The following is a 14,523-nucleotide window of genomic DNA, read 5'->3' as shown; positions in this document are numbered from 1 at the left end:
AACCGGAGAACGCGCATGCCCGCCAAACCTGCTTCTGCCTGTACCGCCCCGCACCACCACGTCCACGACGCATCGGATTTCGTGGCGGTGGTCGAGCGTGTCTCGCGCGAGCGCGGGCTGCGCCTGACCCCGATCCGCGCCAATGTACTGAAGCTGATTGCCGAGGCCGGCAAGCCGGTGAAGGCCTATGAGCTGCTGGAATGGGTGCGCAGCGGCAAGGGCGTGGGCGCCGACGCCCCGCCCACCGTGTACCGCGCGCTGGATTTCCTGATGGCCAATGGTTTCGTGCACAAGCTGGAATCGGTGAACGCCTTCGTGGCCTGCCACCATCCCAGCAGCGCGGCGCACTCGGTGCCCTTCCTGATCTGCAACAGCTGCCACAGCGCGGTGGAACTGGAAGACCGCGAGATCGTCACCCAGCTGGAAAAGCGCGCCAAGGAGCTGGGCTTCCAGCCGCAGGCACAGACCCTGGAAGTGCACGGCCTGTGCGCGCGCTGCGCGGGCTGACAGACCTGCATCCTGGGGTCAGACTGACCCCGCATGAGGTTGGGGTCGGATCCCTTTGCCACAGGCAAAGGGCTCTGACCCCGCATGAGGTCTGGGGTCGGACCCCTTTGCCACAGGCAAAGGGCTCTGACCCCCTCTCACATACGCTGCCGCAGCCGCTTCAGCACAACCTTGCGCGCAGCAATCAGCTCTTCCTCTTCCAGTACCAGCGACTGCACCCACTGCAGCGCCTCATGCGCGGCCGCACCGCGCACGGCATACAACGCCAGGCTGCGGCCCCGCGTTGTTGGCGCCTGTTCCCACACACGCTGGACCAGGTGCAGCAGGGCCTGTTGCGTGGCGATGGGCACCACGACGGCCTTGTCGAATGACAGCAGCGCGTTCAGCGCGGCCAGCGCCCGTGACGGCGCCGACATCGGATCGTCCTGGCTGACATCCGCCTGTTCGCAGAAAGCCAGCAACGCCGATACGGACGCCTCGCTGCGCACCTCCTGCAGAACCCCCACCGCATAGGTCGCCAGGCGCGGGTCATCCAGCAGCGGCTGCAGTCCCGCAACGCCGTTGTGGCCGAGGGCTGCACACGCCTGCGCCCACGGCGCCATCGGCGCGAAGTGCGTGCCGTCGGGATTGTGCTGCACGTCCTGCCGCCAGGCGTACAGCGTGCACAGGCGTTCTATCTCTGCTGCGCCCTCGGCGCCGTGCTCGAGCACGAAGCGGATCAGATCCTCCACTTCGACGTTGCCACCATGGTGCAGCGGCGCAGGTCCCGTGGCCGCCTTTTTGGCCAGTGCGTTGAATTTCATGTGGCGCCTATCAGGTAGAGTCGACTGTCAGTCGACTAGCGTGTGAATCCCCGAGCAGGAGCAGTCGACCAACGGTCGACTCTACCGTGCCGGTGCCGGTGCCGGATCAGGCTCTGCGGCGGTATTCACCCGCGCGATCACCGACATGCCCGGCCGCAGCCGCGCGGCCAGTTCCTGGTCGGGGTCGATCGAGATGCGGATCGGCAACCGCTGCACCACCTTGGTGAAGTTGCCGCTGGCGTTGTCGGGCCGCAGCACGCTGAATTCCGAGCCGGTGGCCGGCGCGATCTGTTCCACATGGCCGTGCAGCACCTGGCCCTGGAAGGCATCCACCGTGAACGTGACCGGCTGGCCGATGCGCATCTGCCAGGTCTGGCCTTCCTTGTAGTTGGCCACCACCCACAATGCATCGGGCACCAGGAACAGCAGCTGCGAACCGGCGGCCACGTACTGGCCCACGCGCACGCTGGCCTCGCTGATCTGGCCATCGCGCGGGGCATGGATGACCGTGTTGGCCAGATCGATGCGCGCCAGTTCCAGCTGCGCCTGCGCGCTTTCCACCTGCGCTTCCAGACCCTTGCGCGCGACCTGGGTGGAGACCAGCGTTTCCTCGGCAATGCGGATCTGTGCCTGTGACTGCTGCACGCTGGCCTGCGCCGAGGCCTGGGTAGTGCGGAACTTGTCGCGGTCATTGATCGAGACCAGCTGCTGCGCCGCCAGTTCCTCGTAGCGCTTCAATTCATTGCGCGAGCGCTGCAGTTCCGATTGCCCGGCGGCCAGGGTGGCGCGCGCCGAACCGATCTGCGCACGGTTCTGCGCCTGCGACTGGTCCGAATTGGCCAGTGCTGCACGTGCACTGTCCAGCGTCGCCTCGGCCTGCGCCACCTTCTGCGCGTAGATGCGGTCGTCGATGCGCAGCAGTGGCTCGCCCTGTTTCACGTGCTGGAAATCCTTCACCAGCACTTCGGTCACATAGCCGTTCACCTGCGGCGCCATGACCGTGATCTGCCCGCGCACGTAGGCGTTGTCGGTCACCATCACGCTGCTGGTGAACGGCCACAGGTGCCAGGCGCGCAGGATCAGCGCGATGCCCAGCAGCGCCACCACGATCATCACCACCACGCTGCGTGCACTGGGCCGCAGGTACTTGGGCGCGGCGGCCGCAGCAGGCGCCGCCGCCGGTGCAGCTGCGGCATCGGTGGGGGGCGGAGGGCTCACGTTGTCGGTGGTGTCAGGTTCGTCGGAACGCGGCGGCACGGGAGACATGGCAGGAGTACTCAGCGGGGTGCTGCGGCAGCCGCAGCGGGGGTAACGGGGTGGCGCTTGCGCCATTGCTTCAACACGGCGGTGCGCAGTGACAACAGCAGCAGCCAGGCCAGGAAGCCGATGGCCAGCCAGCCGCTCAGGGTGAACACATCGTTGAAGCCGCGCACATTGGCTTCGCGCCGCGTGGTCTGCGCCAGCTGCGCGCTGCCCTGGGCGCTGCGCAGCACCGGGTCGGTGATCTGCCCGGCGTACAGTTGCTGCTGGATGCGCAGGCGCTGGGCGACGACCGGATCGGCAGGATCGAGCTGGCTGGTCAGCGCGCTGGAATACAGTTGTTCGCGATGCAGCTGGAAGGTGCCCAGCACCGCCGAACCGGCCAGACCGCCCAGGGTCTGGGTGATCGACAGGGTGACCAGGAAGGTGATCATGTGGTCCACGCCCTGCTTCAGCGCAGCGGAAATGCCCAGCATGATCAGCGGGCCCATGAACATGCCTGCGCCGACCGACGCCAGGAACTGGCTGACGTAGAAATCGTGCGGGCGGTCCAGGCTGGTGCGGTGCTGGTCCAGTACCGCGGCCGTGCCCAGCAGCAGGATGGCCATCAGCAGCTGCGGAATCAGCCGCTTCGGCCCGAAGGTGAGCGAGGCCCCGGCGATGCCGGTGACCACTCCGGCCAGGATCACGCCGAACAACGGCCGCATCTGGTCCGGGCCCATGCCCAGCGTGCGCATCAGGCTCACCACGCCGTAGGACTGTTCGGTGGTGAGGAAGCGGATCAGGAACGCGCCGACGATGAAGTGCAGCACCGGCAGGGTGGACAGCCAGCGGATCTGCAGCAGCGGATTGCGGCGATAGTGTTCGATCACCAGCGCGGTGGTGGTCAGCGTGATGGAAGCGACCAGCGCCCAGCCCAGCCATGCGGTGTCCAGCCACCAGCGGGTGTAGCCCTGCGCCAGCACCACCACCAGCAAGGCCACGGCCGGCGCCAGCAGGGCGAAGGTGAGGAAATCCAGCGGTTCGAAGGCCTTGATCTGCACGCCCGGCGGCAGCTTCAACAGCACCACCGCGGCGAACGCGCACAGCGCCAGGCCGGCTTCGAAGGAATACAACTGGTGCCATTGGCCGGTATCGACCAGCGTGGGCGAGACGATCCAGGCGATGGGTACCGCCAGCTGCGACAGCCCCACGCCGATCACCAGCAGGTTGCCGGTGAAGCGGCGGGGCAGGGCCTGCAGCATGTACAGCGTACCCAGGGTGGAACAGGCGGCACCGGCAAAACCGCTGGCGGCGCGGGTCAGCAGGGTGGTTTCAAAGCTGCCCACGAACAGGTGCAGCACGGCCAGCGCCGCGTACAGGCCCAGGCCGATTTCGGCGAACAGGCGGATGCCGTACTGCTGGCGGAACTTGAAGGCCAGCAGGTTGGCGGTCACGTTCACCATGGCGTAGGCGGCGACCAGCCAACTGCCCTGGGTGGGGGTGAGGGCCAGCTGCCCCTGCAGGAACGGCAGGTTGGCAGTGACCAGCGCATTGCCCAGGCCACCGGTGATGGCCACCAGCAGCGATACCAGTGCGTAGGCCGCCCGCCGCTGCGGCGGGTGCCACGGCATCGAGGCCGACCCGGGCATGGTCGGCTTCTCGTGCTCCTCCCAATCCGGAATCGGTTTGAGGTACGGCTGCACCATCAGCGGTCTCCGCTGGCTGCTCCCTGCAGGCCCCCGCGCAGCAGCTGCAGGGCGCGCCCGGCCAGCTGCGCGCGCTCTTCGCGGGTCTTGCCGCGCAGGGCTGCGCCCAGCATGCCCGAGATCAGTGAAATATCCGTCTTTTCCAGGTCCGGGCGGCACAGCCCGGCGGCCTTGGCGCGCGCGATCGGCGCTTCCAGCAGGTCGCGCACGGTCTCGCGCGCGATGCGCATGGCCGCCACGTCCGAATCCACCGCGCGCCAGTAGTCGGCCAGCGCCGGCGAATCGATGATGCGCTGGGCCATGCCCTCGAAGACTTCGAACAGCGCATCGTCGCGGTCACCAAGCTGTTCCACCTGGCGGCGGATGCGGTCGACCGTGCGTTGCAGCAGGGCTTGGATCAGGGCGGTGCGGTCGGGAAAATTGCGGTACAGGGTGGCGCGGCCCACCTGGGCGCGTTCGACCACCAGGTCCAGCGGCGCGGTCACGCCGTGTTGGCCGAACACATGGTCGGCGGCATTCAGGATCAGGGCCCGGCGGGCGGCAGCATCAGCGCGTTGTGCGGTCATGGCTTCATTTTCGGACAAAGATGTCCGGTTGGCGAGACGTTCAGTGACGGGATTGTCCGCTTGTTGCTCTACGCACATCTTTGTGAGGATGGCGTGAAATCCGGTTGGCCATGGAAAAGGGGCCCGAAGGCCCCTGTGTTGTTTCCGTTGACCCGGGGGTCAGAGCCCTTTCCTGCGGAAAGGGATCCGACCCCCGGCTCAGTAGACCCACGCCATGCGTGGATGGCCTGATCAGAAGTACGCGCGGATGCCGAAGGCGACGCCGCGGCCCGGCAGCGGCGAATAGTCGCGCAGCAGCGAGGTATGCGGACGCACTTCGCGGTTGGTCAGGTTGCTGCCGTCCAGGAACACCTCGTAGCTGTTGCTGTCGTTGCGGTCCCAGCGGTAAGCGAAGTGCGCATCGACCAGGGTGTAGCCGTCGCTCGGTTCCTCGTTCTGTGCCACGTCCTTCTGCCGGCTGTAGCGCACCGCACCCACCGACGCGCGCCACCCGTCCTTGGCCCAGCGCAGGTCCGCGCCCACGCGTGCCGGGGCAATGCGCGGCAGGTAGCCGGTGTTGGCCAGTTCCACGCTGTAGCTGTGGCTGTGGTCGCCGTGCGGCACCGCCAGCGCCAGGTTGCGGCTGCCGCTGCCGTCCAGCTTGGCCTGCACGTAATCACCGAACACACGCAGGTCCCAATCGCCGGCGCCACCTTCGAACAGGTGCACCAGTGCTTCGGCCTCGGCACCCTTGAACACCGCGTCCTGCTGGGTCCAGGCACGCACCGGCAGGCTTTCGGTCACGCCGGTGTCGGCCAGGTAGATGAAGTCCTTGAACCTGGTCTGGTAGATCGCAGCGGAGAAGTCCAGGCGCTCGCTGTGGGTGTGGATGCCCAGCTCCACGCGCTGGCCGCGCTCGGTCTTCAGGTTGGCATCGCCAATTTCCAGCGAACGGGTGGCGATATGCGCGCCAGCCGCGTACAGCTCTTCATTGGTCGGTGCACGCTCGGAACTGTCCACGCCAATGCGCAGGTCCACCGCATCGTTGAGCTTCCAGATGCCGGCCGCCGACAGGTTGGTGGCATCGAACGAGCGGCGGCGGTAGTCACCGGTCGGGTCCAGCTTCACCTGGTCATGGCGGCCACCCAGTTCCAGCTTGAACGGGCCGAACTGCTTTTCCTGCAGCACGAACAGTCCGACGTTCCTGGTGTTGGTGTCGGGTACGAAGGCTTCTTCGCCGCGCGCACCGAAATCGCTGTTGCCGAACTGCAGGCCGAAGGCACCGTCCCAGCCGCCGATCTGCTGCTGCACTGCTTCCAGGCGGGTTTCAATGCCGCGGTTGGTGAAGCGGGTGGACGGCGTGCCGGCTTCCAGCTCCACGTGCTCGTAATCGGTGTAGGCCACGCGCGCGTTGACGTTCTTCAGGAACGAGACCGGGTTGTAGATGCCGGCCTTGGTCTCGAAGCGGTTCTGCACCATGTCGATGCGCACGTCGTGCTCGTCACCTTCTTCCTCTTCGCCATGGTCGTGGTCGTGATCATGGTCGTGGTCATCGCCCTCGGCATGCACGTGGGCGCCGTTGGGAATGCCGTAGTTGGTGCGGTAGGTGCTGGCAGACACGCCAAAGTAACCGCCTTCGCCCAGCCACGTCGCGCCCACGCCGCCGGCACGGGTGCGGATGGAACTGTTGTCCAGGCGGCCGCGGCGCGGCTCTTCGCCTTCTTCGCCCGCGTGGTCGTGGTCGTCGTGGTGGTCTTCCAGGCTGTCGATCACCGCATAGCCGGGAATGCGGTAGTCATCGCCGTTGCGCACCAGACCGTCGACATGCAGCACCACGTTGCCGCTCACGCCGTCCAGGCGGAACATGCCGCTGCGTTCGTCATTCACCGAGTTGCCGCGCAGTTCGGCGCGACCGCTGAGCGGGCGGTCCGGCAGATCGCGGGCAATACGGCCATCAACCACGTTCACCGCGCCGCCGATCGCGCCGCTGCCGAACAGCAGGGTGGCCGGGCCCTTCAGCACTTCGATCTGGTCGGCCAGGAACGGTTCGATGCTGGTGGCATGGTCGGCGCTGACGGTGGAGGCATCCATGTTGCCCATGCCGTTGGACAGCACGGCCACGCGCGGGCCTTCCTGGCCGCGGATGATCGGGCGGCCGACGCCGGGGCCGAAGAAGGTGCTCTGCACGCCGGGCAGCTTGGCCACGGTATCGCCCAGGGTGCCGGCCTTCTGTTCGTCCAGGCGTTCGCCGGTCAGCACGTCCACCGGGCGCGCCAGCGATTCGGCATCGCCCTGCAGCGGCGAGGCGGTGACCTGCACCGACGACAGCTCGGTCAGGTGGCGGTCACGTTGGCCCGAATCGTTGCCGGCGGCGAACGCCGCCGTGGGCAGCAGCGCCGCGAGCGCCAGGGCAAGGGAATGCGGCTTCAACCGCGGAGAATGGGCAGACATCGGCAATTCCTTTGTTACTTTGTATCAATCGGGTGGCGCACGTATCCCGTCGACAGACAGGGGGAGGGGAAACGTGCGGGGCAGGAGTGAATGTTATATTATTCCATAACGATTCGCCGACCCTGCTGGAAGTCATGTCCCTGTCCTCCTCGTTCCGCCGCCTGCTCGATCGCTTCGGTGCCACCGGTTCCATGCTGTGCGCCGTGCACTGCGCGGTCATCCCGGTGCTGCTGGCGATCGCGCCTTCGCTGGGCCTGTCGTTCTGGCTGAGCGACGGCGTGGAGATGGCGCTGGTGGTGTTCGTGACGCTGCTGGGGCTGTTCAGCCTGGTCATGGGCTACCGGCGGCATGGCGCCCTGCGCGCGCTGGGCTTCCTGATTCCTGGCCTGGTGGCGCTGTGGGCGGGCGTGCTGTACGACCCGCTGCACCACAATGCGGTGCCGCATGCGGTGGTGATGACCGTCGGTGGCCTGCTGGTGGGCGTGGCGCACCTGGTGAACCTGCGCCTGAACCACGGCCACGTCCACGACGCCGGCTGCGCGCACTAGGCGCGTCGTGATAGGCTTTCTGATCGTGCGCGGGGGCGCCCAGCAAGGCGGCCCCGCCGAACCCGTGTCAGTACGGGGTAACCAGATTTCACACTTGAGGAGTTGAAGACATGGGTAAGGGTGACCGCAAGACCGCCAAGGGCAAGCGCTACAACGCCAGCTACGGCAACGCCCGTTCGCACACCGCGAGCAAGGTCGCTGTAGGCGCCGCCGCCCCGGTTGCCAAGAAGACCGTGGCCAAGGCTCCGGCCAAGAAGGCTGTGGCGAAGAAGGCAGCTGCCAAGGCCTGATCCGGCCGGCGGTTGCTTGAAGAAAACGCGGCGCCTGGCGCCGCGTTTTTTTTGTGCCTGGTTTTTCTGCCGCTGCGCTCGCCGGGCCATGCCCGGCGGATGTTGTGCGGTCAGCGCAGCGCCTTCTTCAACGTCTCGGCGTCGCCATCGTTCGGCGCAGCCGGCACCTGCAGCAGGTGCGCCAGCAGCGGGTAGACATCCACATTGTCGAACCCGTCGATCAACCGGCCCTGCTGGAACGACGGCCCGCGCGCCAGGAACACCGCACGCATCGAGGGCAGGGCATTGTCGTAGCCATGCGAGCCACGGTCCTGGTGGTCGCGCTTGGCGATGCGCTCGGCATGCAGGGCGTCCCAGCCTTCATCCATCTGGCAGACGATGGGTGGCACGCGCGGGTGGCTGCCGTAATGCCAGCGCGGCGGCAGTGCCTCCTTCTTCCAGCATTCGTAATGCGCGTGGCGACCCAGCAGCATCCGCTCGGCCTGCGCTTCGCGGCCGGCCACGGGCTCGAAGCCCACCGACTGTCCCTGGCTGATGTTGCGCGCGATCGACGGGTCGACCATCGATTCGGTGGCAATCACCTGGCCTTCCGGCACCGACGCCATGCCGTGGTCAGAGACCACCACCACATTGGTGGATGCGGCCAATCCTTGCGATTCCAGGCCATCGAGCACCTGGCCGATCACCTGGTCGGCCAGCACGATCGCGTCGGCGTACTGCTGCGAATCCGGGCCATGGTTGTGCCCGGCCTTGTCCACGTTTTCCATGTACAGCGTGGTCAGCCGGGGGGCATCGGCATCGGTCTGCGCCAGCCAGTCCAGCACGGTCTGCGCACGTTGCTGCAGCGGTTCCTTCATGTTGTACACCTGCCAGCGGCTGGGCCGGGTGCCGTCGATCTCGGCCTCGCTGCCGGGCCAGGAAGTCGTGGCGGTGCGCACGCCCACTTTTTCCGCCCCGACCCAGATCGGTTCGCCACCCCACCAGCCGCTGTTGGTCACCGCGTCACGGTCACCCAGGCTGAAGCGCCCCAGCGCAGGGTCTTCCATGCTGTTGTTGACGATGCCGTGGTGGTCCGGGCGCAGCCCGGTGACCAGGGTGTAGTGGTTGGGGAAGGTCAGCGACGGGTAGGACGGCGTCATCCAGCGTGCGCGCACGCCGCCGTCGATGATGCGCTGCAGGTTCGGGGTCAGCCCACGATCCAGCGCATCGGCGCGCAGTCCGTCGATGGAAATCAGCAGCAGCTTCGGCGGCGGCGCGTCGGCGCGCGACACCGGCGCGGACGAAGAGGGCGTGGTCGTGCAGGCGGCCAGTGGCAGCAGCAGCGCCAGCGAACAGGTCAGGCGTACGGAAGTCATCGCCACATGATAAGCGGCGGCAATGACGCGCCCAAGACACGGCGTGCTGTCGCCCGCCGTGTCCACGCATTTTTCCTTATCCCCGCGCCTTCGGCGCGCCCCCTACACGGCGCTGGAAAGCGCGCCGTGTCCGCGCATTTTTCCTTATCCCCGCGCCTTCGGCGCGCCCCCTTCAACAAGAAGGGGGCTCCTCTCCAGACACACTCCGTCAGTCGATCCAGCGTGTCGACCAAGGTCGACACCTACCAACAGCCGCGAGGAACTGTCAGAGGTGGGGCGGTGTGGGTGGGCAGGACCGCAGGCGCCATGGATGGCGCCTACGAGCCTACAAGGACGTACTTGCGGCGTGTCCTGCCCACCCACACCGCCCCGCCAACCCACGGATACCCCGCTGTTGCTTTTGACGTTGACGTTGACGTTGACGTTGCGTCGGCGGGTGCAGGGCGCAGCCCTGCCTGCAAACCCGAACCTTCAGGCAAACAGGGGGGCCTGCCGCTGCTCCAGCCGCAGCAGTGCGGCCTTGGTTGCCAATCCGCCGCCGAAGCCGGTCAGCGTGCCATTGCTGCCGATCACACGGTGGCAGGGCAGCACGATCGGCAGCGGATTACGGCCGTTGGCCGCGCCCACCGCACGGGTGGCGGTGGGTTGCCCCAGGTGCTGGGCCAGTTGCAGGTAACTCCAGGTCTGGCCGAACGGAATGACCGCCAGCGCCTGCCACACACGCAGCTGGAACGGTGTGCCACGCGGGGCCAGCAGCAGATCGAAGTGTCTGCGCTCCCCATGCAGGTACTGCAGCAACTGGTCGCGTGCCTGCGGCAGCGCGCCGGGCGCGTACTGCCAATCAGCGCGGCCACGCGCCGGGTGGCGGTTTTCCGGGAACAGTACGTGGGCCAGCCCATGCTCGTCACCGGCGATGGTCAACTCGCCGATCGGGCTGTCGAAACGATCGAACAACAAGGTCATGTCGGTTCTCCAACAAAAGTGCCGGACAGGTGCCACAGGTGCAGCACCGCATAGGCGCGCCACGGCCGCCATGCCTGCGAGCGGGCCTCGGTGGCGCGCTCGCTCAGGCGCTGGCCCTGGGCGTGGCCCAGCACCTGCTGCAGCACCAGATCGCCGGCGGGGAACGCGTCGGGCTGGCCCAGCCCGCGCAGGGCGATGTACTGCGCCGTCCACGGCCCGATACCCGGCAGCGCGACGCAGCGTGCAACGAACTCGTCCAGGGCCTGGCCGGGCCCGAAATCCAGCGCACCGCTGGCGCAGGCCGCAGCCAGCGCACGCACCGTCGCCGCCCGTGTGCGTGGCAGTCCGATCGATTCCAGCGGTGCCTCGGCCAACACCTGCGGCAGCGGGAACTGACGGTCGAACGCGGCTGGCATGCCGGGCAGGTGGGCGCCCCAGGCGTCCACCAGACGGCGTGCGAAGGTGGTGGCCGCCGCGACGCTGACCTGCTGGCCGAGCACGGCGCGCACGCCCACCTCGAAACCATCCCAGCCGCCCGGTACGCGTAGCCCGGGGCGCTCTGCGATGCCGCGGGCCAGCAGGGGTTCTTCGCCCAGGGCGGCATGCACCTGCTGCAGGTCGGCGTCCAGATCGAACACGCGGCGCACGCGGCGCACGATGTCCGGAATCAGGCGCGGATCGACCGCGCCCAGCTGCAGGCGCAGTTCCGGGCGCTTGGGGTCGGCAGTGACCCGCAGCAGGGTGGGGCGTTCGGGCGTGCCCAGTACGCGCTGGTAGCTGTCCTCGTCGATCAGTTCGATGCCGGGCAGGCTGCGCTTGCGCAGGAAGGCCAGCATGCGCGGGAAATCCAGGGGCGGGCGGTAGCCCAGGCGCAGCACCAGGCCATCGTCGGCGCCGACCCGCGGGGCATGCTGGCGACGCAGCGCGGTGGGAGGCATGCCGCAGCCCTGCAGAAAGGCGGTGTTGAAGCGGCGCAGGCTGTTGTAGCCGGCGGCGAGTGCGACGTCGGTAACCGGCAGCGCGGTTTCGGTCAGCAGTTGCTTGGCCAGCAGCAGGCGATGGGTGGCGTGGATCTGTGCGGGCGTGGCGCCCAGGTGTTCGACGAACAGGCGCTGCAGTTGGCGCGCGCTCAGGCCCAGGCGGTGGCCCAGTTCGGCCATGGACTGTTCCTGCAGGAAGCCGTTGTGGATCAGTGCCAGTGCACGTTGCACGGTCTGTCCGGCCAGGGCCTGCTGCGCCTGCGGCGCCAGTTCGGGCCGGCAGCGCAGGCAGGGCCGGTAACCGGCGGCGGCGGCCGCAGCGGCTGTGCGGTAGTAGCTGATGTTGCGCGGCTTCGGCGGTGGTGCCGGGCAGACCGGGCGGCAATAGATGCCGGTGCTGCGCACGGCGGTGAAGAACACGCCGTCGAAGCGCGCGTCGCGGGCCAGGCGGGCGCGGTCGCAGGCAGCGGTGTCGAGGGCGGGGGAGGTGTCCATGGCGCCAGTCTAGGCTGCGCTGCGGGTGGATACTCGCCATTTTCGGACATGGATGCTGAAGGGGGTCCGGCAGGGCTGCGCCCTGCACCCGCCGAATCAACGTCAACGTCAACGTCAAAAGCGGGCTATCCGTGGGAGGGCGGATGGTATGGGCGCCATCCATGGCGCCTGCGGTCCCGCCTGCCCATACCACCCCGCCTTCGACAGATGGCTGCGATCTGTTGGAACGGCATGGGGTCGGATCCCGTTGCGCAGCGACGGGCTCTGACCCCGGATGGATTCCGGTGACTGACGGCTGCATCCACGCCATGCGTGGATGCGTTCCCCAGGGTCACCAAGGGTTCAGTGGCGCACGCTGAATGCGCGGCATTGGCGGGTAGACTGTGGCTCTCGCTTCCCTCGAATACCGGTTGCCCGATGTCTTTCCGATTCCGCTGGTTGCCCCTGTTGTGCCTGGCCCTTGCCGGCTGCAAGCAACTGGAAAATCCCGGCAACGTGACCGCCGCCGACAAGGCAGCGCGGGCGCCGGCCAGCGATGGCGAGAACATGGTGTCGATCAACGCGGCCGATGCACCGCCGCCGCCGGCGCCGCCGCGCAGCCGGGCGGACCGGCCGTGGCCGCAGGCGCAGCTGGAGAACGGCAACGTCTGGATCAGCTGCAGCACCGATTACGCCGGTGAGGGCGGTGACGGCGTGGCGTTGGACGGGCTGGGGCGCGATCAGATCCAGCAGGCGCTGGCGCCGTGTGCCGAGCGTGGGCTGCTGCGCGTGCGCTATGCCGGCAAGATCAATCCCGGGTTCGCTGAACTGGTCTGGCGCCTGGCCGTGGTCGCCGATGCGCTGAAGATCCACAAGCGCATCCTCGATCTGGATTCCAGCGGTGGCCAGGTGGAATCGGCCATCGTGGCCGGTGACAGCATCGGTGAATCGGGCTGGACGATCTGGGTGCGCGAAGGTTCGATCTGCCACAGTGCCTGCGTGTTCGTCCTCGCGGCCGGCGACAACCGCCTGCTGTCGGGCAAGGTCGGCATCCACCGCATGATGCGCATCAGCTCCAAGGCGACCTCGCGCGCCGAACTGAACCGCGAACTGCACGAGGTCTACGACAACGTGAAGGACTACCTGCAGCGCAACGGCGTTGCGGTGGGCGTGGCCGATCTGATGATGACCGTGCCCAACCGCAGCCTGCGCCTGCTGACCCCCGAGGAGCTGCGCCAGTTCGGTCTGGATGGCACCAACGCGGTGCAGGACGATCTGGAGCGGATCAAGCAGATGCGCGCCTGTGGCGATGATTTCGTGCAGCGCAAGGATGCCTTCCTGATCGCCTTCGACCAGCAGTGCAAGCGCGAGGGCGTGGACATGGAATCGATCAACAGCTGCGGGCAGGCGCTGAAGGAACGTTTCGGCTTCCCCGATCCGGTGTGCCCGGAAGAGAGCCCGCTGTCGGAAATCGATGTGGCGACGTTGCCACCGGCACCGCCCGAGCCGCCGCTGGCCGAGCAGCCGCCCGCCTCTGGCAGCGGTGGCGCCCCTGCCGAAGCCGATGCCGCCGCGGTGGAAGCGAGCAGCACCGCGCGCTGACGAACCGATCACCGGGCTGGCGTAGACTGCGCTTCCATTCATTGAAGTGGCGGTGCCCATGAAGCGCGCGTTCCTGTTGCTGTCCTTGTTGCCTCTGACTGCACTGGCACAGGCGCCGTCGCCGGCCACGCCGGCCCCTGCACCGGCGCGCCCGGCCCCGGCGGCCCCGGCCGCCGCCAGGCCGGCCACCGCCGCCACGCCAACGCTGACCCCGGCGCAGCAGGCCCAGGTACAGAAGCAGGATGCGGAAATGACCGCCGCGGCGCTGAAGGCCGCGCAGCTGGTCGACGCCAACCGCGCCGATGAACTGTGGGACGGTGCTTCGGCCGTGGCGCGCCGCGCCGTGCCCAAGGCCGCCTTCGTCAGCCAGCTCACGGCCGACCGCACCCGCCTGGGGTCCCTGGCCGGGCGCGGCCAGCCCAGCGTAACCCGGGTGAAGTACGGCCCGGGCGCCGCCGTGCCGGAAGGGCTGTACATCAACGTCAGCTTCCCCACCCGTTTTGCCAGCAGCGCACAGCCGGTGCGCGAACTGGTGTCGTTCCGTTTCGACGAAGACCAGACCTGGCGCCTGGCCGGCTACAGCCTGCGCGCTTCCGCTCCCTGACGGAGATCGAACATGGCGACCGAACTGACGATGCTGGCCTGGGCGATGCTGCTGGGCTTCGTGCATATCTTTGCCGCCACCGGTGCGGCCACCCACGAACGTGGGCTGAAATGGAACGCGTCGGCCCGCGATGGCCAGAATCCGCCCCTGGGCGCGCTGGCCGCCCGCTTGGCACGGGCCCAGTCTAACTTCTTCGAAACCTTCCCGTTCTTCGCTGCCGCCGCCATTGCGGTGGTGCTGTCCGGGCGCAGCAGCGAGCACACGGCGCTGGCCGCCCAGGTGTATTTCTGGGCCCGGGTGGTGTACCTGCCGCTGTATGCCACGGGCGTGCCGTACGTGCGCAGCCTGGTCTGGGTGGTGTCGATCGTGGCGGTACTGTCGCTGGTGTTCGCGCTGCTGTAGACGTGCGGCGGGAAGCCGGCGGCCTGATCCAGATCAAGGTCCTTAACGTGC

The 14,523-nt window shown here is 67.8% G+C and carries 14 protein-coding genes; 6 read left to right on the top strand and 8 right to left on the bottom strand.

Annotation, left to right across the window (positions count from 1 at the left end; genetic code table 11):
• Nucleotides 1-15 precede the first annotated feature (15 nt).
• Nucleotides 16-507: a Fur family transcriptional regulator gene (locus AC06FA_RS03135; RefSeq protein ID WP_108749015.1), complete on the top strand. Its 492-nt coding sequence runs from the start codon at nt 16-18 to the stop codon at nt 505-507.
• 137 nt (nt 508-644) lie between these two features.
• Here AC06FA_RS03135 and AC06FA_RS03130 read toward each other — a convergent pair whose 3' ends face one another.
• The 5 genes from AC06FA_RS03130 to AC06FA_RS03110 all read right to left on the bottom strand — a co-directional run bounded on the left by AC06FA_RS03130 (nt 645) and on the right by AC06FA_RS03110 (nt 7,254).
• The gene (locus AC06FA_RS03130; RefSeq protein ID WP_478067072.1) at nt 645-1,310 is read right to left on the bottom strand and encodes a hypothetical protein; all 666 of its coding nucleotides are present in this window, start codon (nt 1,308-1,310) and stop codon (nt 645-647) included.
• A gap of 81 nt (nt 1,311-1,391) precedes the next feature.
• Nucleotides 1,392-2,576, bottom strand: coding sequence for an HlyD family secretion protein (locus AC06FA_RS03125; RefSeq protein WP_478067071.1), 1,185 nt, complete (start codon nt 2,574-2,576; stop codon nt 1,392-1,394).
• An 11-nt stretch (nt 2,577-2,587) separates the two neighbouring features.
• On the bottom strand, nt 2,588-4,258 hold the full coding sequence (locus AC06FA_RS03120; protein ID WP_478067070.1) for an MFS transporter: 1,671 nt from the start codon (nt 4,256-4,258) through the stop codon (nt 2,588-2,590).
• Nucleotides 4,258-4,824: a TetR/AcrR family transcriptional regulator gene (locus tag AC06FA_RS03115; protein WP_478067068.1), complete on the bottom strand. Its 567-nt coding sequence runs from the start codon at nt 4,822-4,824 to the stop codon at nt 4,258-4,260. The genes AC06FA_RS03120 and AC06FA_RS03115 overlap by 1 nt, the downstream gene beginning before the upstream one ends.
• Nucleotides 4,825-5,055: 231 nt before the next feature.
• Nucleotides 5,056-7,254, bottom strand: coding sequence for a TonB-dependent receptor (locus tag AC06FA_RS03110; protein WP_478067067.1), 2,199 nt, complete (start codon nt 7,252-7,254; stop codon nt 5,056-5,058).
• A gap of 134 nt (nt 7,255-7,388) precedes the next feature.
• Between AC06FA_RS03110 and AC06FA_RS03105 the strand changes: the two genes are divergently transcribed.
• Together AC06FA_RS03105 and AC06FA_RS03100 are read left to right on the top strand one after the other, a co-directional pair.
• Complete coding sequence (locus AC06FA_RS03105; protein ID WP_478067066.1) at nt 7,389-7,802, top strand: MerC domain-containing protein; 414 nt, start codon at nt 7,389-7,391, stop codon at nt 7,800-7,802.
• Between the two features lie 110 nt (nt 7,803-7,912).
• Nucleotides 7,913-8,092, top strand: a complete 180-nt coding sequence (locus tag AC06FA_RS03100) for a 30S ribosomal protein THX (protein ID WP_108749022.1) — start codon at nt 7,913-7,915, stop codon at nt 8,090-8,092.
• Nucleotides 8,093-8,202: 110 nt separating this feature from the next.
• On the opposite strand, the gene AC06FA_RS03095 is transcribed toward AC06FA_RS03100, so the two are convergent.
• From AC06FA_RS03095 to AC06FA_RS03085, 3 genes are all read right to left on the bottom strand, one after another.
• Entirely contained in the window at nt 8,203-9,447 is a 1,245-nt protein-coding gene (locus AC06FA_RS03095; RefSeq protein ID WP_478067065.1) for an alkaline phosphatase family protein, read from the bottom strand.
• A gap of 471 nt (nt 9,448-9,918) precedes the next feature.
• Nucleotides 9,919-10,410 carry a methylated-DNA--[protein]-cysteine S-methyltransferase gene (locus tag AC06FA_RS03090; RefSeq protein ID WP_478067064.1) on the bottom strand — a complete coding sequence of 164 codons (492 nt, stop codon included), beginning with the start codon at nt 10,408-10,410 and terminating at the stop codon, nt 9,919-9,921.
• A complete protein-coding gene (locus tag AC06FA_RS03085) occupies nt 10,407-11,885 on the bottom strand; it encodes an AlkA N-terminal domain-containing protein (protein WP_478067063.1) in 1,479 nt (492 codons plus the stop codon). The genes AC06FA_RS03090 and AC06FA_RS03085 overlap by 4 nt, the downstream gene beginning before the upstream one ends.
• Before the next feature lie 417 nt (nt 11,886-12,302).
• On the opposite strand from AC06FA_RS03085, the gene AC06FA_RS03080 reads away from it, so the two are divergent.
• Genes AC06FA_RS03080 through AC06FA_RS03070 form a run of 3 tightly spaced genes read left to right on the top strand, consistent with a single transcriptional unit; the run spans nt 12,303 to nt 14,472 of the window.
• Nucleotides 12,303-13,466 (top strand): COG3904 family protein, encoded by a 1,164-nt coding sequence (locus tag AC06FA_RS03080; RefSeq protein WP_478067061.1) that lies wholly within the window; start codon nt 12,303-12,305, stop codon nt 13,464-13,466.
• A gap of 58 nt (nt 13,467-13,524) precedes the next feature.
• Nucleotides 13,525-14,070: a DUF4019 domain-containing protein gene (locus tag AC06FA_RS03075; RefSeq protein ID WP_478067060.1), complete on the top strand. Its 546-nt coding sequence runs from the start codon at nt 13,525-13,527 to the stop codon at nt 14,068-14,070.
• Nucleotides 14,071-14,082: 12 nt separating this feature from the next.
• The gene (locus AC06FA_RS03070) at nt 14,083-14,472 is read left to right on the top strand and encodes an MAPEG family protein (RefSeq protein WP_478067059.1); all 390 of its coding nucleotides are present in this window, start codon (nt 14,083-14,085) and stop codon (nt 14,470-14,472) included.
• Nucleotides 14,473-14,523 lie beyond the last annotated feature (51 nt).

This window comes from Stenotrophomonas sp. Steno-C17 (genome assembly GCF_056393165.1).
Note: the sequence above shows the minus strand (reverse complement) of the source record. Positions and strands in the feature narration are given on the sequence as shown.